The 23,164-nt window shown below is 70.3% G+C and carries 21 protein-coding genes; 20 read left to right on the top strand and 1 reads right to left on the bottom strand.

The window, feature by feature from the left end; all coding sequences use genetic code 11:
• Nucleotides 1-217: 217 nt before the first annotated feature.
• The 20 genes from rho (at nt 218) to AB0A69_RS12185 (ending at nt 21,119) form a co-directional block, all read left to right on the top strand.
• Nucleotides 218-2,311, top strand: a complete 2,094-nt coding sequence (gene rho, locus AB0A69_RS12280) for a transcription termination factor Rho (protein ID WP_361419048.1) — start codon at nt 218-220, stop codon at nt 2,309-2,311.
• A 225-nt stretch (nt 2,312-2,536) separates the two neighbouring features.
• Nucleotides 2,537-4,291, top strand: a complete 1,755-nt coding sequence (locus AB0A69_RS12275; RefSeq protein ID WP_361419045.1) for a trypsin-like serine protease — start codon at nt 2,537-2,539, stop codon at nt 4,289-4,291.
• 265 nt (nt 4,292-4,556) lie between these two features.
• Nucleotides 4,557-5,654 (top strand): LCP family protein, encoded by a 1,098-nt coding sequence (locus AB0A69_RS12270; protein WP_361419042.1) that lies wholly within the window; start codon nt 4,557-4,559, stop codon nt 5,652-5,654.
• 154 nt (nt 5,655-5,808) lie between these two features.
• A complete protein-coding gene (gene rpmE / locus AB0A69_RS12265; protein WP_355362886.1) occupies nt 5,809-6,033 on the top strand; it encodes a 50S ribosomal protein L31 in 225 nt (74 codons plus the stop codon).
• Nucleotides 6,034-6,143: 110 nt separating this feature from the next.
• Nucleotides 6,144-7,223, top strand: coding sequence for a peptide chain release factor 1 (gene prfA, locus AB0A69_RS12260; protein ID WP_361419039.1), 1,080 nt, complete (start codon nt 6,144-6,146; stop codon nt 7,221-7,223).
• A gap of 25 nt (nt 7,224-7,248) precedes the next feature.
• A complete protein-coding gene (prmC, locus tag AB0A69_RS12255) occupies nt 7,249-8,130 on the top strand; it encodes a peptide chain release factor N(5)-glutamine methyltransferase (RefSeq protein WP_361419037.1) in 882 nt (293 codons plus the stop codon).
• 38 nt (nt 8,131-8,168) lie between these two features.
• Nucleotides 8,169-8,816 carry an L-threonylcarbamoyladenylate synthase gene (locus tag AB0A69_RS12250; RefSeq protein ID WP_355362880.1) on the top strand — a complete coding sequence of 216 codons (648 nt, stop codon included), beginning with the start codon at nt 8,169-8,171 and terminating at the stop codon, nt 8,814-8,816.
• Nucleotides 8,813-9,457, top strand: a complete 645-nt coding sequence (locus AB0A69_RS12245; RefSeq protein WP_355362878.1) for a protein-tyrosine-phosphatase — start codon at nt 8,813-8,815, stop codon at nt 9,455-9,457. Before AB0A69_RS12250 ends, AB0A69_RS12245 begins: the two co-directional genes overlap by 4 nt.
• Before the next feature lie 274 nt (nt 9,458-9,731).
• Nucleotides 9,732-11,009, top strand: a complete 1,278-nt coding sequence (gene glyA / locus AB0A69_RS12240) for a serine hydroxymethyltransferase (RefSeq protein WP_361419032.1) — start codon at nt 9,732-9,734, stop codon at nt 11,007-11,009.
• Between the two features lie 106 nt (nt 11,010-11,115).
• Nucleotides 11,116-12,450, top strand: a complete 1,335-nt coding sequence (locus AB0A69_RS12235) for an MraY family glycosyltransferase (protein ID WP_361419029.1) — start codon at nt 11,116-11,118, stop codon at nt 12,448-12,450.
• 262 nt (nt 12,451-12,712) lie between these two features.
• Entirely contained in the window at nt 12,713-13,126 is a 414-nt protein-coding gene (locus tag AB0A69_RS12230) for a hypothetical protein (RefSeq protein WP_361419026.1), read from the top strand.
• 225 nt (nt 13,127-13,351) lie between these two features.
• Nucleotides 13,352-14,164 (top strand): F0F1 ATP synthase subunit A, encoded by an 813-nt coding sequence (atpB, locus tag AB0A69_RS12225; protein WP_361419023.1) that lies wholly within the window; start codon nt 13,352-13,354, stop codon nt 14,162-14,164.
• 86 nt (nt 14,165-14,250) lie between these two features.
• A complete protein-coding gene (gene atpE, locus AB0A69_RS12220) occupies nt 14,251-14,490 on the top strand; it encodes an ATP synthase F0 subunit C (protein ID WP_031073813.1) in 240 nt (79 codons plus the stop codon).
• A 41-nt stretch (nt 14,491-14,531) separates the two neighbouring features.
• Nucleotides 14,532-15,077 carry a F0F1 ATP synthase subunit B gene (locus AB0A69_RS12215; RefSeq protein ID WP_031073811.1) on the top strand — a complete coding sequence of 182 codons (546 nt, stop codon included), beginning with the start codon at nt 14,532-14,534 and terminating at the stop codon, nt 15,075-15,077.
• Nucleotides 15,074-15,889 carry a F0F1 ATP synthase subunit delta gene (locus AB0A69_RS12210; RefSeq protein WP_361419020.1) on the top strand — a complete coding sequence of 272 codons (816 nt, stop codon included), beginning with the start codon at nt 15,074-15,076 and terminating at the stop codon, nt 15,887-15,889. The genes AB0A69_RS12215 and AB0A69_RS12210 overlap by 4 nt, the downstream gene beginning before the upstream one ends.
• Nucleotides 15,890-16,015: 126 nt before the next feature.
• Nucleotides 16,016-17,605, top strand: a complete 1,590-nt coding sequence (gene atpA, locus AB0A69_RS12205) for a F0F1 ATP synthase subunit alpha (protein ID WP_361419017.1) — start codon at nt 16,016-16,018, stop codon at nt 17,603-17,605.
• Between the two features lie 20 nt (nt 17,606-17,625).
• Entirely contained in the window at nt 17,626-18,543 is a 918-nt protein-coding gene (locus AB0A69_RS12200) for a F0F1 ATP synthase subunit gamma (RefSeq protein WP_361419014.1), read from the top strand.
• A complete protein-coding gene (gene atpD, locus AB0A69_RS12195) occupies nt 18,543-19,985 on the top strand; it encodes a F0F1 ATP synthase subunit beta (protein WP_361419011.1) in 1,443 nt (480 codons plus the stop codon). Before AB0A69_RS12200 ends, atpD begins: the two co-directional genes overlap by 1 nt.
• Before the next feature lie 126 nt (nt 19,986-20,111).
• Nucleotides 20,112-20,492, top strand: coding sequence for a F0F1 ATP synthase subunit epsilon (locus AB0A69_RS12190; protein ID WP_361419008.1), 381 nt, complete (start codon nt 20,112-20,114; stop codon nt 20,490-20,492).
• Nucleotides 20,493-20,672: 180 nt separating this feature from the next.
• Nucleotides 20,673-21,119, top strand: coding sequence for a DUF2550 domain-containing protein (locus AB0A69_RS12185; RefSeq protein WP_361419006.1), 447 nt, complete (start codon nt 20,673-20,675; stop codon nt 21,117-21,119).
• Nucleotides 21,120-21,208: 89 nt separating this feature from the next.
• On the opposite strand, the gene AB0A69_RS12180 is transcribed toward AB0A69_RS12185, so the two are convergent.
• Nucleotides 21,209-22,987, bottom strand: coding sequence for a glycoside hydrolase family 18 chitinase (locus AB0A69_RS12180; protein ID WP_361419791.1), 1,779 nt, complete (start codon nt 22,985-22,987; stop codon nt 21,209-21,211).
• Nucleotides 22,988-23,164: the final 177 nt, after the last annotated feature.

Raw genomic sequence — 23,164 nt, 5'->3', positions numbered from 1 at the left:
TCGAGCACGCTCCGGAACCGGCGCGCGACACCCCTCGCTTTTCCCAGGAGCGGGCCGAGCAGGGGGCCTCGGGCCGGACCCAAGCACGTATCTCTCTTTCCGCCGCACCCGGCGGGACCACCGCCCCGACACGGACCACAGATCAGGGACCGCTGTCGGACAGCACAACCGGTCGCCGAGCCAGAAGGCCGACGTCCGCTCCAGGGAAGGACCCTTCGTGAGCGACACCACCGATCTGATGGGCGTGACTGCCGACACCAGCGTCGACACCCCCGCGCCCGCCGCAGGTGCTGCCACTGGCACCACCTCACGGCGCCGCCGCTCCGGCACCGGCCTCGAGGGCATGGTCCTGGCCGAGCTGCAGCAGGTCGCGTCCGGCCTCGGCATCAGGGGCACCGCGCGGATGCGCAAGAGCCAGCTGATCGAGGTCATCAAGGAGGCGCAGGCCGGGGGCGCCGCCACCGCGCCGGGCGCCGGTGCGGCCGGAGCCGCCGAGACCAAGCCGAAGCGCCGCGCCACCTCCAAGGCCCGTACGGGCGAGGAGGGCGCCACCGCCGGCAAGGCCGCCGCCACCAAGGCCGCGGACAAGGCGGAGAAGGCCGGCAAGGCCGAGGAGACCGACGCCGCGCCCAAGACCGTGAAGGCCGGGCAGCCCGTCGCGCAGCAGCAGATCGAGATCCCCGGTCAGCCGGCCGCCGACGACCAGGGCATCGGCGAGCGCCGCCGTCGCCGGGCCACCGCGCCGGCCGGCAGCCCCGAGGGCGACACCCGCACCGAGGCCCGCGCCGACGTCCGGACGGACGTGCGGACCGACGTCCGCGCCGAGACCCGTACCGACGCGCAGGGCGACGCCAAGGCCGAGGCCTCCGTCGACACCGCCGAGGCGGGCCGCCGGGACCGCCAGCGGGACCGCGGGGAGCGCGGCGACCGCGGCGAGCGCCGTGACCGCCAGCGCGACCGCCGTGACCGCGGCAAGGGCGAGGGCGCCGACCAGCAGGGCGGCGGCCAGCGCCAGCAGCGCCAGGGCGGCCAGCAGGGCCAGACCGGCCCGCAGGACGACTTCGACGACGAGGGCGGCCGCCGGGGCCGTCGCGGCCGCTACCGCGACCGCCGTGGCCGCCGCGGCCGCGACGAGTTCGCGGCCGGCGAGCCGCAGGTCTCCGAGGACGACGTCCTGATCCCCGTCGCGGGCATCCTGGACATCCTCGACAACTACGCGTTCATCCGGACCTCCGGCTACCTGCCCGGCCCGAACGACGTGTACGTCTCCCTCGCCCAGGTCCGCAAGCACGGCCTGCGCAAGGGCGACCACGTCACCGGCGCCGTGCGCCAGCCCAAGGAGGGCGAGCGCCGCGAGAAGTTCAACGCGCTGGTCCGCCTGGACTCGGCCAACGGCATGGCCGCCGACTCCGGCCGCGGCCGTCCCGAGTTCAACAAGCTGACGCCGCTCTACCCGCAGGACCGCCTCCGTCTGGAGACCGACCCGGGTGTGCTGACCACGCGGATCATCGACCTCGTGTCGCCGATCGGCAAGGGCCAGCGAGGCCTGATCGTGGCCCCGCCGAAGACCGGCAAGACCATGATCATGCAGGCGGTCGCCAACGCGATCACCCACAACAACCCCGAGTGCCACCTGATGGTCGTCCTCGTCGACGAGCGTCCGGAAGAGGTCACCGACATGCAGCGGTCGGTCAAGGGCGAGGTCATCTCCTCGACCTTCGACCGCCCGGCCGAGGACCACACCACCGTCGCCGAGCTGGCCATCGAGCGCGCCAAGCGCCTCGTGGAGCTGGGCCACGACGTGGTCGTCCTGCTCGACTCGATCACCCGCCTGGGCCGCGCGTACAACCTCGCGGCCCCCGCCTCCGGCCGCATCCTGTCCGGTGGTGTCGACTCGACCGCGCTCTACCCGCCGAAGCGCTTCTTCGGTGCCGCGCGCAACATCGAGGACGGCGGCTCGCTGACCATCCTGGCCACCGCGCTGGTCGACACCGGCTCGCGCATGGACGAGGTGATCTTCGAGGAGTTCAAGGGCACCGGCAACATGGAGCTCAAGCTCGACCGGAAGCTCGCCGACAAGCGCATCTTCCCGGCCGTCGACGTCGACGCGTCCGGTACGCGCAAGGAGGAGATCCTGCTCGGCAGCGAGGAGCTCGCCATCGTCTGGAAGCTGCGCCGGGTGCTGCACGCGCTCGACCAGCAGCAGGCGATCGAGCTGCTGCTCGACAAGATGAAGCAGACGAAGTCGAACGCCGAGTTCCTGCTCCAGATCCAGAAGACGACGCCGTCGGCCGGAAACGGCAACGACTGACGCTCCGTCAGGAACCACTGAACCGCCCCCGTTACGCCAGTGACGGGGGCGGTTCGGCGTTGTAGGATCAGCGCGTCGTAGTGGGGGGGAACGCATTTACGAATGCGCTCACTGAGTCGACGGAGCCGGGCCCTGAAGAACCGGGCCGCTCCGCGCCGTTGTCCTTTTCCGGTGGCCTTCCGTGGCTCCTCTCCTCCCTGCGCGGACATCGAGAGGAGTTTCTGAGTGACATCTGCTCAGCGGAGGGCGCGCATAGCCCTCCCCGCGGCCGCCGCCGCATTCGCCCTGGGAGGCGCGCTGCTCGGCGGCGCCCCCGCCCAGGCGACCGACACCCAGCCGCTTTCCGGCGAGCGGACCGTGCGCCCGCTGCCCACGTCTTCCGAGGCGGAGCTGCTGGCCCGGGTCGAGGGTGTCAAGTCCGTACTCAAGAAGGACGGGCCGAAGGAAGACGCCGGTGCCACGGGGGAGGAGCCCGCCCCGAGCGGCTCGTCGTCGCCCTCCACGGTCGACCCGAAGATCATCAGCGGCCAGCCGGCGTCGATCGCCGAGGCGCCGTGGATGGTGCAGCTGTACTACTACGACCCCGCCGACGGCACCGGCTTCTTCTGCGGTGGCTCGCTGGTCGCGCCGAACAAGGTCCTCACCGCCGCGCACTGCGTGTACGGCGTGAACTGGGCCCTCAACGGCACGGTGGTCGGCGGCACGGAGAAGCTGTTCTACACGACCGAGGAGGGCATGTCCTCCGGAGTCACCCGCCAGTGGGTGAACCCGGCGTACAACGACACCACCGTCAACGGTGACGTCGCGGTCCTCACGCTCGAGACCCCGATGCCGTACAAGACGCTCCAGACGACGTCGGCCGACGACACCCTGTCGTACAAGGCGGGCACGCCGGGCACCGTCTACGGCTGGGGCCGGATCAGCTCCACCAGCGACGAGTCGGCCGAGGTCCTGCAGAAGGCCACCGTGCCCATGCGGGCCGACAGCTCCTGCTCGGCGTACTTCGGCTCCCACTTCGTCGCGGGCAACATGGTCTGCGCGGGCGAGCCGGCCTCCGGCCAGGACGCCGGCACCGTGACGCCGTGCAACGGCGACTCCGGCGGCCCGCTCGTCGTCAACGGCCGTATCGCCGGTGTCGTCTCGTGGGGCGTCGAGGACTGCGTCGAGTCGGGCGCGTACGGCGTCTACGCCAAGACGAGCACGTACGCGGGCCGCATCAACCCGCGGATCGACGACACGGACCTCAACTTCGACGGCCGGGCGGACCTTCTCGCCCGGACGAGCGGGGGCGAGCTCTTCGAGTACTACTCGCGGGGAACCACCGTCGGTGGCCGTGTCTCGCTCGGCGACTGGAGCGGGACGAACCTGATCCGTCAGGCCGACCTGCAGCGGGACAACCACGCCGAGTTCATCGTGCGCACCACCAACGGTGACCTCCACTGGTTCCACCCGGACTTCGCCGCGGGCGAGTACGTCGCGACCCGCATCGGCGGCGGCTGGGGGGCGATGAAGTCCATCACCCTGCCCGGTGACGTCACCGGCGACGCGCAGGCCGACCTGCTCGCCGTCGACACCGCCGGCGTCATGTGGACCTACCCGGGCCGTGGCAACGGCACCTTCGGCAAGCGCGTCCAGGTGGGCTCCGGCTGGGGCGTCCTCACCCTCACGGGCAAGGGCGACTACACCGGAGACGGCCGGGCCGACCTGCTGGCGCGGGACTCCTCGGGGTCGCTGTACGTCTACCCGGGCCGTGGCTCGGCGACCGTTCCCTTCGGGAAGCGGACCTTCGTCGGCACGGGCTGGAACTTCACCGCGTACGCCGCCACCGGCGACGTGAACGGTGACGGCCGGGCGGACCTGTTCGCCCGCGACCGGGACGGCGTCCTGTGGTTCTACGCCGGTCGTGGCTCCGCCTCGGCGCCCTTCTCGCCGCGTACGAAGATCGGCAGCGGCTGGAACGCGTTCAACATCTTCGGCTGAGGCTGACCGCGGCGTGACCTCGGTCCACCTCCGCCGGAGATCCGTGTCACAGTCGGCGCGGGCGGGCAGTCGGCCCGCATCACCCCCGTGACCTCGCTGTGACCTGGGAAAACAAGCACCTGTGCCCACCGTGCGCCGCACGGTGGGCACAGGTGTTTCCCGGAACACCCCTCACCGGCGCATGCAACCCTGTGGGCCGCTTCCCCGTCTGACGCGGCAGGGGAAGGACGGGAGACCGGCGAAGACCACGAGACCGAGGACACCCATGGCCGAGCAGGACCGCAGCCACAGCCGAATACGCGCCACCGGGCGCCGCCGCAAGCCGCCCGCCAAGGGCCGCAGGGCGCTCCGCGTCGCCGCCTGGTCGGCGGCGGGACTGGCGGTGGTCGGCGGCGGCGGACTGGCGTACGGCTACGTCACCCTGAACGGCAACATCGACAGCGTCGACATCAACGCCCAGCTGCGCGACGACAACCGCCCCGACGACGTCGACAACGGCTCGATGGACATCCTCGTCCTCGGCTCCGACACCCGTGCCGGCGCCAACGGCGCCTACGGCCGCGACGAGGGCGCCGCCCGCTCCGACACCGCGATGATCCTCCACGTCCACGAGGGCCACCGGAAGGCCGGCGTCGTCTCCGTACCGCGCGACACGATCATCGAGCGGCCCGACTGCACCGACAAGACCGGCCGCCCCGTCCCCGGCCAGCGCAAGGCCATGTTCAACACGGCGTACGAGGTCGGCGGCCCGGCCTGCGCGGTCAAGACCGTCGAGGCGATGTCCGGCATCCGCATGGACCACTACATCGAGGTCGACTTCACCGGCTTCAAGAAGCTCATCGACGAGCTCGGCGGCGTCGAGGTCACCACCACCGCGGCGATCAAGGACCCGTCCAGCCACCTCGACCTGGCGGCCGGCACCCACACCCTCTCCGGCGAGCAGGCCCTCGGCCTCGTCCGCACCCGCAAGGGCGTCGGCGACGGCAGCGACCTGGGCCGCATCCAGCTCCAGCAGGCGTTCATCAAGGCCTTCATCGAGCAGGTCAAGAGCGTCGGCGTCTTCACCAGCCCGCAGAAGCTCTGGGGCCTCGCCGACACCGCCACCAAGGCCATCACGCCCGACGCGGAGCTCGACACCGTCAAGGAGCTCGCCGGCTTCGCGCGCGGCCTGCAGCGGCTCGGCCCCGACGACGTGCACATGATCACGATGCCGGTGCGGTACGACCCCGCCGACCTCAACCGCGTCGTCCCGCTGGAGGCCCAGTCCCGGCAGGTGTGGACCGCCCTGCGGCAGGACCGGCCGATCCCCGCGTCCGCGACGAAGGACGCCGCCACGGGTACGGCCCAGGGCGTGGTCCAGTAGCCCGCACCCCCTCCGCCGCGGCCCCGGAATAGATGCGGACCCACCCCGGTTTTGGGAGATACGGCCAGTCCTGGCAGACTGGTACGTCGGCCCCGGTTCACGCACGCGCATCCCGCCCGTGCGACCCGGCGCCCTCCCGAAACTAGGAGACACCTTGAAGCGCGACATCCACCCCGAGTACGTCGAGACGCAGGTCAGCTGCACCTGTGGCGCGTCGTTCACCACCCGTAGCACGATCCAGGGCGGCAACATCCGTGCCGAGGTCTGCTCCGAGTGCCACCCGTTCTACACGGGCAAGCAGAAGATCCTCGACACCGGTGGCCGTGTGGCCCGCTTCGAGGCCCGCTTCGGCAAGAAGGCTGCCGGCTCCGCCAAGTAGCGAGCCCCTGCGCCGGTCTCCGGCCCCCCCGGCGAGGGGCGGCCGGGACCGGCGTTTGCCGTCTCACTCCCGCAGCAGCCACCACCCGCGTACGAAAACCAGGAGCACCGATGTTCGAGGCGGTCGAGGAACTGATCGGCGAACACGCCGACCTCGAGAAGAAGCTCGCGGACCCCTCCGTCCACGCCGACCAGGCCAACGCGCGCAAGCTGAACAAGCGCTACGCCGAGCTGACCCCGATCGTCGCCACGTACCGCGCCTGGAAGCAGACCGGCGAGGACATCGAGACCGCCAAGGAGTACGCGGCCGACGACCCCGACTTCATCGCCGAGGTCAAGGAACTGGAGAAGCAGCGCGAGCAGCTCACCGAGAAGCTCCGCCTGCTGCTGGTGCCGCGCGACCCCAGCGACGACAAGGACGTCATCCTGGAGATCAAGGCGGGCGCGGGCGGCGACGAGTCCGCCCTCTTCGCCGGCGACCTGCTGCGCATGTACCTGCGGTACGCCGAGCGGGTCGGCTGGAAGACCGAGATCATCGACGCCACCGAGTCCGAGCTCGGCGGCTACAAGGACGTCCAGGTCGCCGTGAAGACCAAGGGCGGCAACGGCGCCACCGAGCCCGGCCAGGGCGTCTGGGCGCGGCTGAAGTACGAGGGCGGCGTGCACCGCGTGCAGCGCGTGCCGGCCACCGAGTCGCAGGGCCGCATCCACACCTCCGCCGCCGGTGTCCTGGTGACCCCGGAGGCCGAGGAGATCGACGTCGAGATCCACGCCAACGACCTGCGCATCGACGTCTACCGGTCCTCCGGCCCCGGCGGCCAGTCCGTCAACACCACCGACTCCGCCGTCCGCATCACCCACCTGCCGACCGGCATCGTCGCCTCCTGCCAGAACGAGAAGAGCCAGCTCCAGAACAAGGAGCAGGCCATGCGTATCCTGCGCTCCAGGCTGCTCGCCGCCGCCCAGGAAGAGGCCGAGCGCAACGCCGCGGACGCGCGCCGCAGCCAGGTGCGCACCGTCGACCGGTCGGAGAAGATCCGTACGTACAACTTCCCGGAAAACCGGATCTCGGACCACCGGGTCGGCTTCAAGGCGTACAACTTGGACCAGGTGCTCGACGGGGACCTGGACGCCGTGATCCAGGCCTGCGTCGACGCCGACTCCGCGGCGAAGCTCGCCGCGGCCGCGTAAGACACACCCCGTACGGAGGACCAGCGTGCAGCGACATTCTGGGGGACGACCCCCAGGCCCCCGCACTCTGCTGCTTGCCGAGGTGGCCCAGGCCACCCAGCGGCTGGCCGACGCCGGCGTACCCTCACCGCGCTTCGACGCCGAGGAGCTCGCCGCGTTCGTGCACGGCGTCAAGCGGGGAGAGCTGCACACCGTCAAGGACGCCGACTTCGACGCCCGCTACTGGGAGACCATCGCCCGCCGCGAGGCCCGCGAGCCGCTCCAGCACATCACCGGACGGGCCTTCTTCCGCTACCTGGAGCTCCAGGTCGGCCCCGGCGTCTTCGTGCCGCGCCCGGAGACCGAGTCGGTCGTCGGGTGGGCCATAGACGCCGTCCGCGCGATGGACGTCGTCGAGCCGCTCATCGTCGACCTGTGCACCGGCTCCGGCGCCATCGCCCTCGCCATGGCCCAGGAGGTGCCGCGCTCGCGCGTGCACGCCGTGGAGCTGTCCGAGGACGCCCTGGTGTGGGCGCGCAAGAACGCCGAGGGGTCCAGGGTCACCGTCCACCACGGCGACGCCCTGACGGCCCTGCCCGAGCTCGACGGCCAGGTCGACCTGGTCATCTCCAACCCGCCGTACATCCCGCTCACCGAGTGGGAGTACGTCGCTCCCGAGGCCCGCGACCACGACCCGGAGATGGCGCTCTTCTCCGGCGAGGACGGCCTCGACACCATCCGCGGCATCGAGCGCACCGCCCACCGGCTGCTCCGCCCCGGCGGCCTCGTCGTCATCGAGCACGCCGACACGCAGGGCGGCCAGGTGCCGTGGATCTTCAACGAGGAAGCCGGCTGGACGGACGCTGCCGACCACCCGGACCTGAACAACCGCCCGCGCTTCGCGACCGCGCGCAAGGCGACGCCATGACACACGAGACCGTGTACGTGTACGAGGAGGCCCGTTAAATGGCTCGGCGATACGACTGCAACGACGCGACCGACCGCACGACCGGCCTGCGTGAGGCCGCGTCCGCCGTCCGCCGCGGCGAGCTCGTCGTGCTGCCCACCGACACCGTGTACGGGATCGGTGCGGACGCCTTCAGCGCGGAGGCCGTCGCCGACCTGCTGGCGGCCAAGGGGCGCGGCCGCAACATGCCGACCCCGGTCCTGATCGGCTCGCCCAACACCCTGCACGGCCTGGTCACGGACTTCTCCGAGCAGGCGTGGGAGCTCGTCGACGCCTTCTGGCCCGGCGCGCTCACCCTGGTCACCAAGCACCAGCCGTCCCTCCAGTGGGACCTCGGCGACACCCGCGGCACCGTCGCGATCCGGATGCCGCTGCACCCGGTCGCCATCGAACTGCTCACCGAGGTCGGCCCGATGGCCGTCTCCTCGGCGAACCTCACCGGGCACCCGTCGCCCGAGGACTGCGACGCCGCGCAGGGCATGCTCGGCGACTCGGTCTCGGTCTACCTCGACGGCGGCCCGACCCCCGGCAACGTCCCGTCGTCGATCGTCGACGTCACCGGCAAGGTCCCGGTCCTGCTGCGCGCGGGCGCGCTCTCCGCGGACGAGCTGCGCAAGGTGGTACCCGATCTCGAGGTGGCCAATTGACCGCCCCTGAGGGGCGTGGCATAGGCGGCACGGAGACCGACACCTTCCGCATCCTCCACGTCAGCACCGGCAACGTCTGCCGCTCGCCCATCACCGAGCGGCTGACCCGCCATTTCCTCTGCGACCGCCTGGGCGACCCCCTGGGCGGCGGCCTGGTCGTGGAGAGCGCCGGCACCTGGGGCCACGAGGGCGCCCCCATGGAGGCCAACGCCGAGATCGTCCTCGCCGACTTCGGCGCGGACGCGAGCGGCTTCGTCGGCCGCGAGCTGCTCGACGAGCACGTCATCCGCGCGGACCTGGTGCTCACGGCGACCCGGGACCACCGGGCGCAGGTCATCTCGATGGGGCACAGCGCGGGCCTGCGCACCTTCACCCTGAAGGAGTTCACCCGCCTGGTGCGGGCGATAGATCCGGCCACGCTCCCCGACCCGTCGAGCGACGGCGTGGTCGAACGCGCCCGCGCCCTGGTCCGCGCGGCGGCGGCCCTGCGCGGCTGGCTGCTGGCCCCGAGCGCGGAGGCCGACGAGGTCAACGACCCGTACGGGGCCCCGATCACCTTCTTCCGCTCGATCGGCGACGAGATCCAGCAGGCGCTGGACCCGGTGGTGACGGCGCTGACCGGGGTGCCCACGCCGCGCTGACCGGATCTCCCGCCGGACGGAGTCCGGCGCGCGCTCCGCGGCCTGGGAGGCCCCCCGGGGCCGAGCAGTGCGAGGGGCGCATCGGGAAGGTGCTCCAGCAGGCGCTGGACCCGGTGGTGACGGCGCTGACCGGGGTGCCCACGCCGCGCTGAGGCCGCTCATGCGTGTGCCCACGCCGCGCTGAGCCCCTCACGGGTGTTCCCGTGCGGCGCCGAGCCGGGTGCGGGCCTACATTGGGGCGTAGACGGGGGCCCGCCCACGCCTGGAGCCACAGATGCCGGTCACCGCTGCTGCCGCCGCCGACGCGCGTCTCGCCGCGTACGGCCCGGACGCCGACGCCCTGCGCCGGCAGGACCCGCAGATCGCCGACGTACTGGCCGGGGAGGCGCGGCGGCAGGCCGACGGGCTGCAGCTCATCGCCGCCGAGAACTTCGCCTCGCCCGCCGTGCTCGCCGCCCTCGGCTCGCCGCTCGCCAACAAGTACGCCGAGGGCTACCCCGGCGCCCGCTACCACGGCGGCTGCGAGTTCGCGGACGCCGCCGAGCGGCTCGCCATCGAGCGGGCCACCGCGCTCTTCGGGGCCGACCACGCGAACGTCCAGGCCCACTCCGGCTCGCAGGCCGTCCTCGCGGCGTACGCGGCGTTGCTGAGGCCCGGGGACACCGTGCTGGCCATGGGCCTGCAGTACGGCGGGCACCTCACCCACGGTGCGCCGGCCAACTTCTCGGGCCGTTGGTTCGACTTCGTCCCGTACGGCGTCGACGCCGAGTCCGGCCTCATCGACTACGAGCAGGTCCGCGTCCTCGCGCACGAGCACCGGCCGAAGGCGATCGTCTGCGGCTCGATCTCGTACCCCCGGCACATCGACTACGCGGCCTTCCGCGAGATCGCCGACGAGGTCGGGGCGTGCCTGATCGCCGACGCCGCCCACCCCATCGGGCTGGTGGCGGGCGGCATGGCGCCCAGCCCCGTCCCGTACGCCGACGTGGTGTGCGCGACCACGCACAAGGTGCTGCGCGGGCCGCGCGGCGGCATGGTGCTGTGCGGCGCGGAGCTCGCGGAGCGGATGGACCGGGCGGTGTTCCCGTTCACGCAGGGCGGCGCGCAGATGCACACCATCGCGGCGAAGGCGGTGGCGTTCGGGGAGGCGGCCACCGACGCGTACCGCGCGTACGTCCGTCGGGTCGTGGCGAACGCGCGGGCGCTCGCGGAGGCGCTCGCCGCCGAGGGGTTCGCCCTCACCACCGGCGGCACCGACACCCATCTGATCAGCGCCGACGCCACGCCCCTGGGCGTGGACGGACGGGTCGCCAAGGCCCGTCTCGCGGCCTGCGGCATCGTGCTGGACACGTGCGCCCTGCCGGACGGCGACGGGCGCGGCATCCGCCTCGGCACGGCCGCCGTGACGACGCAGGGGATGGGGCCCGCGGAGATGGCACGGATCGCCGCCCTGTTCACGGCGGCGCTGCGGGCGGACGACGCGCAGAAGGCGCCGCGCGTCCGCTCCGATGTGCGGGAACTCGCCGAAGGATTTCCCCCGTATCGGGGGTAGAAGCGCAGCCGTGGAACCGTCGCGGCCGTCCGCGTGTCCTCAAGCACAGGGCGACCGGGACTAGGGTGTGGGGCTGAGATGGCCAGCGATTCCTGTGGGGCAGCCCGTGCGTGATTACCTGCTGACGCTCTGTGTCACGGCCGCGGTGACCTATCTGCTGACCGGGCCGGTGCGGAAGTTCGCCATCGCGGCCGGAGCGATGCCCGAGATCCGTGCCCGCGACGTGCACCGAGAACCGACACCGCGGCTCGGTGGCATCGCCATGTTCTTCGGGCTGTGCGCGGGCCTGCTCGTCGCGGACCACCTGCAGAACCTCAACAGCGTCTTCGAGCTGTCGAACGAGCCGCGCGCCCTGTTGTCGGGCGCCGCCCTGATCTGGCTGATCGGTGTGCTGGACGACAAGTTCGAGATCGACGCGCTGATCAAGCTCGGCGGGCAGATGATCGCCGCGGGCGTCATGGTGATGCAGGGCCTGACGATCCTGTGGCTGCCGATCCCCGGCGTCGGCACGGTCGCGCTCACCCAGTGGCAGGGCACGCTCCTGACCGTCGCCCTGGTGGTCATCACCATCAACGCGGTCAACTTCGTCGACGGCCTCGACGGCCTCGCGGCCGGCATGGTGTGCATCGCCGCGGCCGCGTTCTTCCTCTACGCGTACCGGATCTGGTTCGGCTACACCATCGAGGCCGCCGCCCCCGCGACGCTCTTCGCGGTGATCCTCATGGGCATGTGCCTGGGCTTCCTGCCGCACAACATGCACCCGGCGCGGATCTTCATGGGCGACTCCGGCTCGATGCTCATCGGCCTGGTACTCGCCGCCTCCGCCATCTCCATCACCGGCCAGGTCGACCCCGACGCGCTGAAGATCTTCGAGGGCTCGACCCGCCAGGCCACGCACGCCGCGCTGCCGGTCTTCATCCCGCTGCTGCTGCCGCTGACGATCATCGCGATCCCGATGGCGGACCTGATCCTCGCGATCGTGCGCCGCACCTGGAACGGCCAGTCGCCGTTCGCCGCGGACCGCGGACACCTGCACCACCGGCTGCTGGAGATCGGGCACTCGCACAGCCGCGCCGTTCTGATCATGTACTTCTGGTCGGCGCTCATCGCCTTCGGCACGCTGGCCTACTCGGTGCACTCCGCGTCGATGTGGATCGTGCTGGTGATCGTCGCGCTCTCCGCGATCGGCCTGGTGCTCCTGCTGCTGCCGCGCTTCACGCCGCGCGCCCCGCGCTGGGCGGAGTCGTTCGTTCCGCCGCGCTACCGGCGCCGCAAGCCGGCGGTGGAGCCGCTGCCCCCGCTCGCGTACGACGGAGAGGGCGAGGCCGGCGGCGAGGCGGGCGAGCAGCGGGTGCCCGTCCCGGCGGGTGTCAACGGGGCGACCGCGCTGGGCGCCCGTTCCACCCTCCCCGACCGGCGGAAGGCGGGAACGCGCGGTTGACGTACGCCGCGGACGCGCCCATTACCACCCAGAACGGCGCGCCGCCGCGCACACACGCGCAGGGTCACTCTCATGTGTGAGAGTTGGCACACCTCTGAGTAAAGACCTATTCAAATAGTTTGTGATACCGTTCACGAGTACCCGGCGACACCGCCGAAGGGCCGTAGTGCGACGGCCCCTTGGCCCCGAGACCCACCTCGGACCGGGCTTACGCTCGTCCATGACGACACCACTGCCCCCACCAGCAAGCGGAGATGCCGCCATGCCCTCCAACGACGTCCGCACCCTTCTGCACACCGCCGTACCAGCCGTTGCCGCCGGCGCCATCGCGACCGTCGTGAGCGGTGTGGTCGCCGGTGGCGAGGGAGCCATCGGCGCCGTGGCAGGCACGCTCGTGGTCGTCCTCTTCATGGGTATCGGGCTCGTGGTGCTCCAGCGGACGGCGAAGTCCATGCCGCAGCTCTTCCAGGCCATGGGCCTCATGCTCTACACGGCCCAGCTGCTGGTGCTCTTCATCTTCCTGAGCCTGCTGAAGGGCACCACGCTCTTCGACTTCAAGGCATTCAGTCTCACGCTGCTCGCGACGACCATCGTGTGGGTCGCGGCGCAGGCGCGTGCGTACATGAAAGCCAAGGTCCTCTACGTCGAGCCCGAAAAATCGGGGTCCACGACGTGAGAGGTAGGGCCGGGATAAATGCGCGTTCGAGATGCTGCTATCGTCCGGTGCCAACTGCGGCACTGCGGGCGCGGGCATCCGAGCTGACGCCTGTCCCAGCGCGAGGCGAGACGCCGACCCGCCGCCCCCCCAACCGTAAGACCAGTCCAGTGCCGAACCGCGGCTGCGTGCCGCGCCGACACAACGAGGTTGCCGTACCTATGCGCCACGCTGAAGGAGCCCGCGGTGAGTGCTGACCAGACGCTTGCCTTCGATCCGAGCTGTCACATCTTCATCGAAGGATGCGGCTTCCCGGCGCCGGGCCTCCACACGTTCATGTACGAGCCCATCACCACCATCGGCGGCTTCGAGCTGACCAAGCCGATGCTGCTGGCTCTGCTGGGCTCCATCCTGATCGTCGGGTTCTTCTGGGCCGCCTTCGCGAAGCCGAAGCTCGTCCCGGGCAAGCTCCAGATGGTCGGCGAGGCCGGGTACGACTTCGTGCGCCGCGGCATCGTCTACGAGATCATCGGCAAGAAGGACGGCGAGAAGTACGTCCCCTTCATGGTGTCGCTGTTCTTCTTCGTCTGGGTCATGAACCTCTGGTCGATCATTCCGCTCGCCCAGTTCCCGGTCACCTCGCTGATCGCCTTCCCGGCCGGTCTCGCGCTGATCGTGTACGTGATGTGGGTGAGCCTCACCTTCAAGAAGCACGGCTTCGTGGGTGGCTGGAAGAACATCACCGGTTACGACAAGTCGCTCGGCCCGATCCTGCCGCTGATCGTCTTCCTCGAGTTCATCTCGAACCTGCTCATCCGGCCGTTCACGCACGCGGTGCGACTCTTCGCGAACATGTTCGCGGGTCACCTGCTGATCGTGATGTTCTCGCTGGCGAGCTGGTACCTGCTGAACGGCATCGGCATCGCCTACGCGGCCACGTCGTTCGTGATGGTCGTCGTGATGACCGCCTTCGAGCTCTTCATCCAGGCGGTCCAGGCGTACGTCTTCGTCCTCCTGGCCTGCAACTACGTGCAGGGCGCGCTCGCCGAGCACCACTGATCGGCCTGGGCCCCCGCCCACCCCAAACCACCAGACGTCCGGTGGCCAACCCCCACCGGATCCTTGAAAGAGAAGGAAGAACCGGCATGTCCGCTCTCGACAACCTCGCCGCTGTCACCGGAAACGTCGCCTCCATCGGTTACGGCCTCGCGGCCATCGGCCCCGGCGTCGGCGTCGGCATCATCTTCGGTAACGGCACCCAGGCCCTCGCCCGCCAGCCCGAGGCGGCCGGTCTGATCCGTACCAACCAGATCATGGGTTTCGCCTTCTGTGAGGCGCTCGCCCTCATCGGCATCGTCATGGGCTTCGTCTACCCGTCCGCCTGATCCGGACCGGCAGACCAACCCCTTTCACGGAAGGCACTGATGTGAACGCTCTGTTCCTTGCGGCAGCGGAGGAGCCCCAGCCTCCTCTGATCCCGCATCTCGACGAGCTCGTCATCGGCCTGATCGCCTTCGTCATCGTCTTCGGCTTCCTGGCCAAGAAGCTCCTCCCGAACATCAACAAGGTTCTGGACGAGCGTCGCGAGGCCATCGAGGGCGGCATCGAGAAGGCCGAGTCGGCCCAGATCGAAGCCCAGAGTGTGCTGGAGCAGTACAAGGCTCAGCTCGCCGAGGCCCGTCACGAGGCCGCGCGGCTGCGTCAGGAGGCGCAGGAGCAGGGCGCCGCGATCATCCAGGAGATGAAGGCGGAGGGCCAGCGCCAGCGCGAGGAGATCATCGCGGCCGGCCACGCCCAGATCGAGGCCGACCGCAAGGCCGCGGCGACCGCGCTGCGTCAGGACGTGGGCAAGCTCGCCACCGACCTGGCCGGCAAGCTGGTCGGCGAGTCCCTCGAGGACGTCGCCCGCCAGAGCCGCACCATCGACCGCTTCCTCGACGAGCTCGAGGAGAAGGCCGAGGCCGCCCGATGAACGGAGCGAGCCGCGAGGCACTGGCCGCCGCACGCGAGCGTCTCGACGCGCTGACCGACAACACGTCGGTCGACGTGGCGAAGCTCGCCGGCGAGCTGGCCGCCGTCACCGCGCTGCTCGACCGCGAGGTATCGCTGCGTCGGGTCCTGACCGACCCGGCGCAGGCCGGCGAGGCCAAGGCCGAGCTGGCCGCGCGACTGCTGAGCGGTCAGGTGGGCGGGGAAGCCGTCGACCTGGTCTCCGGCATGGTCCGCTCCCGCTGGTCGTACTCGCGCGACCTGGTCGACGCGCTGGAGGAGCTGGCGAACACCGCCGACCTCTCCGCCGCGCAGAAGGCCGGCGCGCTGGACGACGTCGAGGACGAGCTGTTCCGGTTCGGCCGGATCGTCGCGTCCAGCACCGAGCTGCGGGCCGCGCTGACCGACAAGGCCGCCACCGCGTCCGCCAAGGGCGAGCTGCTGCGCAGCCTGCTCGGCGGCAAGGCCGATCCGGCCACGGAGCGGCTCATCGTGCGTCTTGTGACGCAGCCGCGGGGACGTAGCCTGGAGGCGGGACTCGAATCCCTGTCCAAGCTCGCCGCGGCGCGCCGGGACCGCATGGTCGCGGTCGTCACCTCGGCGGTGCCGCTCACCGACCAGCAGAAGCAGCGCCTCGGCGCCGTGCTGGCGAAGCTGTACGGCCGGCAGATGCACCTGAACCTGGACGTGGACCCCACGGTCCTCGGCGGGATCTCCGTGCGCGTCGGCGACGAGGTCATCGACGGCACCGTCGTCAACCGTCTCGCAGAGGCGGCCCGGCGGCTGGCCGGCTGAGGCCACCAACTCAACAAGCGTTACCTACGGCCCGGTTGGGCCGTGCACAGGATGCAGAAGTTCTGGGGGGAGCCCCCAGATCCCCCAAAGATACTTCGGGCCCAACAAGGAGAGCAGGGAACCCAGATGGCGGAGCTCACGATCCGGCCGGAGGAGATCCGGGACGCGCTGGAGAACTTTGTCCAGTCGTACAAGCCGGACGCGGCCTCGCGCGAGGAGGTCGGTACGGTCAGCCTGGCCGGCGACGGCATCGCGAAGGTCGAGGGTCTGCCCTCGACCATGGCGAACGAGCTGCTGAAGTTCGAGGACGGCACCCTCGGCCTCGCCCTCAACCTCGAGGAGCGCGAGATCGGTGCCATTGTCCTCGGTGAGTTCAGCGGCATCGAGGAGGGCCAGTCGGTCACCCGTACCGGCGAGGTCCTGTCCGTCGCCGTCGGCGAGGGCTACCTGGGCCGGGTCGTCGACCCGCTCGGCAACCCGATCGACGGCCTCGGCGAGATCGAGACCAGCGGCCGTCGCGCCCTTGAGCTGCAGGCCCCCACGGTCATGCAGCGCAAGTCGGTGCACGAGCCGATGGAGACCGGCTACAAGGCCGTCGACGCGATGACCCCGATCGGCCGTGGCCAGCGTCAGCTGATCATCGGCGACCGCCAGACCGGCAAGACCGCCCTGGCCGTCGACACGATCATCAACCAGCGCGACAACTGGCGCTCGGGCGACCCGAAGAAGCAGGTCCGCTGCATCTACGTCGCCATCGGCCAGAAGGGCTCCACCATCGCGTCCGTGCGCGGCGCGCTGGAGGAGGCCGGCGCCCTGGAGTACACGACCATCGTCGCCGCCCCGGCGTCCGACCCGGCCGGCTTCAAGTTCCTCGCGCCCTACACCGGCTCGGCCATCGGTCAGCAGTGGATGTACGAGGGCAAGCACGTCCTGATCATCTTCGACGACCTGTCGAAGCAGGCCGACGCCTACCGCGCCGTGTCCCTGCTGCTGCGCCGCCCGCCGGGCCGCGAGGCCTACCCGGGTGACGTCTTCTACCTGCACTCGCGTCTGCTGGAGCGCTGCGCCAAGCTCTCCGACGAGATGGGTGCCGGCTCGATGACCGGTCTGCCGATCGTCGAGACCAAGGCCAACGACGTCTCGGCGTTCATCCCGACCAACGTCATCTCCATCACCGACGGCCAGTGCTTCCTGGAGTCCGACCTGTTCAACGCCGGTCAGCGCCCGGCCCTGAACGTCGGTATCTCGGTCTCCCGCGTCGGTGGCTCGGCCCAGCACAAGGCGATGCGCCAGGTCTCCGGCCGTCTGCGCGTGGACCTCGCCCAGTACCGCGAGCTGGAGGCGTTCGCCGCCTTCGGTTCCGACCTGGACGCCGCGTCGAAGGCCGCCCTGGAGCGCGGTAAGCGCATGGTCGAGCTGCTGAAGCAGCCGCAGTACCAGCCGATGGCGACCGAGAACCAGGTCGTCTCCGTCTGGGCCGGCACCACGGGCAAGATGGACGACGTCCCGGTCGTGGACATCCGCCGCTTCGAGCGCGAGCTGCTGGACTACCTGCACCGCGACCACAAGGGCCTGATGACCTCCATCCGCGAGGGCGCCAAGATGTCCGACGACACCCTCCAGGCCGTCGGCGACGCCATCGCCGCGTTCAAGAAGCAGTTCGAGACGTCGGACGGCAAGCTCCTTGCCGAGGACGCCCCGGCCGCCTCTAAGTGACGACGGAAGGGACCTGACTCATGGGAGCGCAGCTCCGGGTCTACAAGCGTCGCATCCGGTCCGTCACCGCGACGAAGAAGATCACCAAGGCGATGGAGATGATCGCCGCCTCGCGCATCGTCAAGGCGCAGCGCAAGGTGGCGGCCTCCACGCCGTACGCGACCGAGCTCACCCGCGCGGTCACGGCGGTGGCGACCGGATCGAACACCAACCACCCGCTCACCACGGAGGCGGACACCCCGACCCGTGCCGCGGTCCTGCTCATCACGAGCGACCGCGGTCTGGCCGGCGGCTACTCCTCCAACGCCATCAAGCAGGCCGACCGGCTCACCGAGCGGCTGCGTGGCGAGGGCAAGGAGGTCGACACGTACATCGTCGGCCGCAAGGGTGTCGCCTACTACGGCTTCCGCGAGCGCAAGGTCGCGGAGTCGTGGACCGGCTTCACCGACAGCCCGAGCTACGCGGACGCCAAGAAGGTCGCCGCGCCGCTCATCGCGGCCGTCCAGCAGGACACCGCTGAGGGTGGCGTCGACGAGCTGCACATCGTCTTCACGGAGTTCGTGTCGATGATGACGCAGATGCCGGTGGACAACCGGATGCTGCCGCTCAGCCTCGACAAGGCTGCGGAGGAGGACGGCAAGAAGGGCGAGATCCTTCCGCTGTTCGACTTCGAGCCGTCGGCGGAGGACGTCCTCGACGCCCTGCTGCCGCGCTACGTCGAGAGCCGGGTCTACAACGCCCTGCTGCAGGCCGCCGCCTCCGAGCACGCGGCCCGTCGCCGGGCGATGAAGTCGGCGACCGACAACGCGGGCGAGCTGATCAACACGCTCTCCCGACTTGCCAACGCGGCCCGCCAGGCCGAAATCACCCAGGAAATCAGCGAGATCGTCGGTGGCGCCAGCGCCCTGGCCGACGCGACCGCGGGGAGTGACAAGTAATGACGACCACTGTTGAGACGGCCGCCGCCACGGGCCGCGTCGCCCGGGTCATCGGCCCGGTCGTCGACGTGGAGTTCCCCGTCGACGCGATGCCGGAGATCTACAACGCGCTGACCGTCGAGGTCGCGGACCCGGCCGAGGCCGGCAAGAAGAAGACGCTGACGCTCGAGGTCGCCCAGCACCTCGGCGACGGCATCGTCCGCGCGATCTCCATGCAGCCCACCGACGGCCTGGTCCGCCAGGCCCCGGTGACCGACACGGGCGCGGGCATCTCCGTCCCGGTCGGCGACTTCACCAAGGGCAAGGTGTTCAACACCCTCGGTGAGGTGCTGAACCTCCCGGAGGAGAACGCCAACGTCGGTGAGCGCTGGCCGATCCACCGCAAGGCCCCCGCCTTCGACCAGCTCGAGTCCAAGACCGAGATGTTCGAGACCGGCCTGAAGGTCGTCGACCTTCTCACCCCGTACGTCAAGGGTGGAAAGATCGGTCTGTTCGGTGGTGCCGGTGTCGGCAAGACCGTGCTGATCCAGGAAATGATCATGCGTGTCGCCAACCTCCACGAGGGCGTCTCCGTCTTCGCGGGTGTCGGTGAGCGTACGCGTGAGGGCAACGACCTCATCGCGGAGATGGAGGAGTCCGGCGTTCTGGACAAGACCGCCCTGGTCTTCGGCCAGATGGACGAGCCCCCGGGCACCCGTCTGCGCGTCGCCCTGGCCGGTCTGACCATGGCGGAGTACTTCCGCGATGTGCAGAAGCAGGACGTGCTCTTCTTCATCGACAACATCTTCCGGTTCACCCAGGCCGGTTCCGAGGTGTCCACCCTGCTCGGCCGTATGCCGTCCGCGGTGGGTTACCAGCCGAACCTGGCCGACGAGATGGGTCTGCTGCAGGAGCGCATCACCTCGACGCGTGGTCACTCGATCACCTCGATGCAGGCGATCTACGTCCCCGCGGACGACCTGACCGACCCGGCCCCGGCCACCACCTTCGCCCACCTCGACGCGACGACGGTTCTCTCCCGTCCGATCTCCGAGAAGGGCATCTACCCGGCCGTGGACCCGCTGGACTCCACGTCCCGGATCCTGGACCCGCGCTACATCGCGCAGGACCACTACGAGGCCGCCATGCGCGTCAAGGGGATCCTCCAGAAGTACAAGGACCTCCAGGACATCATCGCGATCCTCGGTATCGACGAGCTGGGCGAGGAGGACAAGCTCGTTGTCCACCGTGCCCGTCGCGTCGAGCGCTTCCTGTCGCAGAACACCCACGCGGCGAAGCAGTTCACCGGTGTGGACGGCTCGGACGTGCCGCTCGACGAGTCGATCGCCGCGTTCAACGCGATCTGCGACGGCGAGTACGACCACTTCCCCGAGCAGGCCTTCTTCATGTGCGGTGGTCTCGAGGACCTGAAGAAGAACGCCAAGGAGCTGGGCGTCTCCTGAGCCACGCGCTTCCGAGCGCCGCTGACTCATGGAAGGGGGCGGGTCCGTCCCGCCCCCTTCTCCACGCCCCGTAGAATTGACCCAACACCCGGCCGAGCGGCCGGGTGGTGACCCGAGGAGCCACCCTTGGCTGCTGAGCTGCACGTCGAGCTGGTCGCCGCGGACCGGAGTGTCTGGTCCGGCGAGGCCACCCTGGTCATCGCGCGCACCACGTCCGGCGACATCGGCGTCATGCCCGGCCACCAGCCGCTGCTCGGTGTGCTGGAGTCGGGCCCGGTGACCATCCGTACGAGTGAGGGCGCGACCGTCGTCGCCGCCGTGCACGGCGGTTTCATCACCTTCGCGGACAACAAGCTGTCGCTGCTCGCGGAGATCGCCGAGCTGGCGGACGAGATCGACCCCCAGCGCGCCGAGCGTGCGCTGGAGCGCGCGAAGGCGGAGTCGGACGCCGCGGCCGAGCGCCGCGCCGACGTCCGGCTGCGTGCGGTGGCGGCAGCGGTACGCTGACGCCCCGCGCCAACAGTTGTGCCCTCAGCCGCGGCCCCGGCTGGAACCATCCAGACCGGGCCGCGGCTGAGGCGATGCAGATGCAGATGCAGTGCAGACAGGTGCAGTGCAGGTGCAGGTTGTGATCCGATACGGATTCCGGTACGGCCGGTACGGGACGATGCGAGGAGGTCGGTGGAGATGTTCCTCGCTCTGCTTGTGAGCGCCGTGGTCGTCGCCGTGGTGGTGATCGGGCTCTTCCTGTTCGGACTGCGCCGGCGGCTGATCCAGCGCTCCGGCGGCACCTTCGACTGCAGCCTGCGCTGGAACGTCCCGGAGGAGGCCGACCTCTCCGGTAAGGGCTGGGTCTACGGCGTCGCCCGCTACAGCGGCGACCGCATCGCCTGGTTCCGGGTCTTCTCCTACGCGCCCCGTCCGCGCCGCCTCCTGGAGCGCTCCGGCATCGAGGTGCTCGCGCGCCGGATGCCCGAGGGCGAGGAGGAGCTGGCGCTGCTGTCGGACTCGGTGATCCTCGGCTGCCTGCACCACGGCACGCGCCTGGAGCTGGCGATGAGCGAGGACGCGCTGACCGGCTTCCTGGCGTGGCTGGAGGCGGCGCCTCCGGGCCAGCGAGTCAATGTGGCGTGAGTCGTCAGCCGTGAGTCGTGAGTCGTGAGTCGTGAGACGCGAGAGGAGCCGCACCCCGAGGGGTGCGGCTCCTCTTTTTTTGGCGGGGCTTACTTCAGCCCGTTGCTGATCGCGCCGACCAGCTCGCCGTTGGCGGTGTCACCGCTGAACTCCCAGAAGAAGGCGCCGCCCAGGCCCTGGTTCTTGGCCCACGCCATCTTCCCGGTGATCGTCGCCGGAGTGTCGTAGCTCCACCAGTTGGTGCCGCAGTGCGCGTACGCCGTGCCCGCGACGGTGCCGTTGGCCGGGCAGGAGGTCTTGAGGACCTTGTAGTCCTCGATGCCCTGCTCGTACGTGCCGGCCGCCGGGCCCGTCGCTGTGCCGCCCGGCTCCTTCTGGGTCACGCCGGTCCAGCCGCGCCCGTAGAAGCCGATGCCGAGGAGCAGCTTGGCGGACGGCACTCCCTTCGCCTTGAACTTGGCGATCGCCTCGGCGGAGTTGTAGCCCGCCTGCGGGATGCCCGGGTACGAGGTGAGCGGGGAGTGCGGGGCCGTCGGGCCCTTGGCCGCCCAGGCGCCGAAGAAGTCGTACGTCATCACGTTGTACCAGTCGACGTACTGCGCGGCGGGGCCGTAGTCGGCCGCGTCGATCTTGCCGCCGGCGGAGGCGTCGGCGGTGACGGCCGCGGTGACCAGGTTGTTCGGGCCGAACTTCGCCCGCATCGCCTTCATCATGGTGCTGAAGGCCGCCGGGCCGCTGGTGGTGTCACAGGACAGACCGCAGGCGTTCGGGTACTCCCAGTCCAGGTCGATTCCGTCGAAGACGTCGGCCCAGCGCGGGTCCTCCACCAGGTCGTAGCAGGACTGGGCGAAGGCCGTCGGGTTCTTCACGGCGTCGGGGAAGCCGCCGGACCAGGTCCAGCCGCCGAACGACCACAGCACCTTGATGTGCGGGTACTGGGCCTTGAGCTTGCGCAGCTGGTTGAAGTTGCCGCGCAGCGGCTGGTCCCAGGTGTCGGCCTTGCCGTCGACGGACTGGTCGGCGGTGTACGCCTTGTCGTAGTCGGCGAAGGCGTCGCCGATGGTGCACTTGCCGCCCTGGACGTTGCCGAAGGCGTAGTTGATGTGCGTGATCTTCGCGGCGGAGCCGGACGTCACCAGGTTCTTGACGTGGTAGTTGCGTCCGTAGACGCCCCAGTTGGTGAAGTAGCCCAGGTTGACCTTGGAGCCGGGGCCGGGACCGGGGCCGGGGTCGGTGCCGCCGCCGGTGGTGCGGACCGCGCGGGAGCCGCTGGCCGGGCCGGTCTGGCCGGCGGTGTCGCGGGCCTGGACGGCGTACGAGTAGTCCGTGCCGGCGGTCAGGCCGCTGTCGGTGTACGTCAGGCCGGTGACCGTGGCGACCTTGGCGCCGTCGCGCAGCACGTCGTAGTTCTTGACGCCCTTGTCGTCGGTGGCCGCGGTCCAGCTGAGCTTCACCGAGGTGTCGGTGATGTCCGAGGCCGCGGGGGTGCCGGGCGCGGAGGGCGGGGCGTCACCGGGAACGGTGGGTCCGCCGTCACACGAGCCGCCGTTCAGCTTGCAGCCGGTGGGCGAGCCGGTGCCGGTGCCGTTGAAGCCGAAGGAGACGGAGGCGCCGGGGGCGAGGGTGCCGTTCCAGCCGACGTTCTTGGCGGTCCAGTGGGTGCCGCTGTTGGTGACGGTGGCGTCCCAGGCGGAGGTGACCGACGTGCCGGAGGGGAAGTCCCACTCGACGGTCCAGGAGGAGAGGGTGGTGGTGCCGGTGTTCTTCACCGTCCACTTGCCCTCGAAGCCGGAGCCCCAGTCGGAGACCTTGGTGTACGAGGCGGTCGCGGAGGCCGCGGCCTGGGCGGGGGAGGCGAGGCCGACCATGGCGGCCAGCGGCAGCAGAAGGGCGGTGAGTCCGGCCGTGGCTCTGGCCCGGAATCGCGATCTGCGCGGGAGTGCTTGAGTGCTCAACGGTGCTCCTCAAGATGCGGACGGACATGGTGGGGGTCGGTTGAGTCCGTGAAAGGTGCGCGCCGTGAGCGTAGGAAGGTCTGGACCAAT

The organism is Streptomyces sp. NPDC045431 (assembly GCF_040646655.1).
GTDB lineage: Bacteria > Actinomycetota > Actinomycetes > Streptomycetales > Streptomycetaceae > Streptomyces.
This window is presented reverse-complemented; position numbering and strand designations above follow the sequence as displayed.

What these genes read in the sequence shown, in the direction of transcription:
- AB0A69_RS12270 (WP_361419042.1), top strand. Translation starts at nt 4,557, where the DNA reads ATGGCCGAGCAGGACCGCAGCCACAGCCGAATACGCGCCACCGGGCGC.
- prfA (WP_361419039.1), top strand. Translation starts at nt 6,144, where the DNA reads ATGTTCGAGGCGGTCGAGGAACTGATCGGCGAACACGCCGACCTCGAG.
- AB0A69_RS12250 (WP_355362880.1), top strand. Translation starts at nt 8,169, where the DNA reads ATGGCTCGGCGATACGACTGCAACGACGCGACCGACCGCACGACCGGC.
- glyA (WP_361419032.1), top strand. Translation starts at nt 9,732, where the DNA reads ATGCCGGTCACCGCTGCTGCCGCCGCCGACGCGCGTCTCGCCGCGTAC.
- AB0A69_RS12230 (WP_361419026.1), top strand. Translation starts at nt 12,713, where the DNA reads ATGCCCTCCAACGACGTCCGCACCCTTCTGCACACCGCCGTACCAGCC.
- atpE (WP_031073813.1), top strand. Translation starts at nt 14,251, where the DNA reads ATGTCCGCTCTCGACAACCTCGCCGCTGTCACCGGAAACGTCGCCTCC.
- AB0A69_RS12210 (WP_361419020.1), top strand. Translation starts at nt 15,074, where the DNA reads ATGAACGGAGCGAGCCGCGAGGCACTGGCCGCCGCACGCGAGCGTCTC.
- atpA (WP_361419017.1), top strand. Translation starts at nt 16,016, where the DNA reads ATGGCGGAGCTCACGATCCGGCCGGAGGAGATCCGGGACGCGCTGGAG.
- AB0A69_RS12200 (WP_361419014.1), top strand. Translation starts at nt 17,626, where the DNA reads ATGGGAGCGCAGCTCCGGGTCTACAAGCGTCGCATCCGGTCCGTCACC.
- atpD (WP_361419011.1), top strand. Translation starts at nt 18,543, where the DNA reads ATGACGACCACTGTTGAGACGGCCGCCGCCACGGGCCGCGTCGCCCGG.
- AB0A69_RS12185 (WP_361419006.1), top strand. Translation starts at nt 20,673, where the DNA reads ATGTTCCTCGCTCTGCTTGTGAGCGCCGTGGTCGTCGCCGTGGTGGTG.
- AB0A69_RS12180 (WP_361419791.1), bottom strand. Translation starts at nt 22,987, where the DNA reads ATGGTCGGCCTCGCCTCCCCCGCCCAGGCCGCGGCCTCCGCGACCGCC.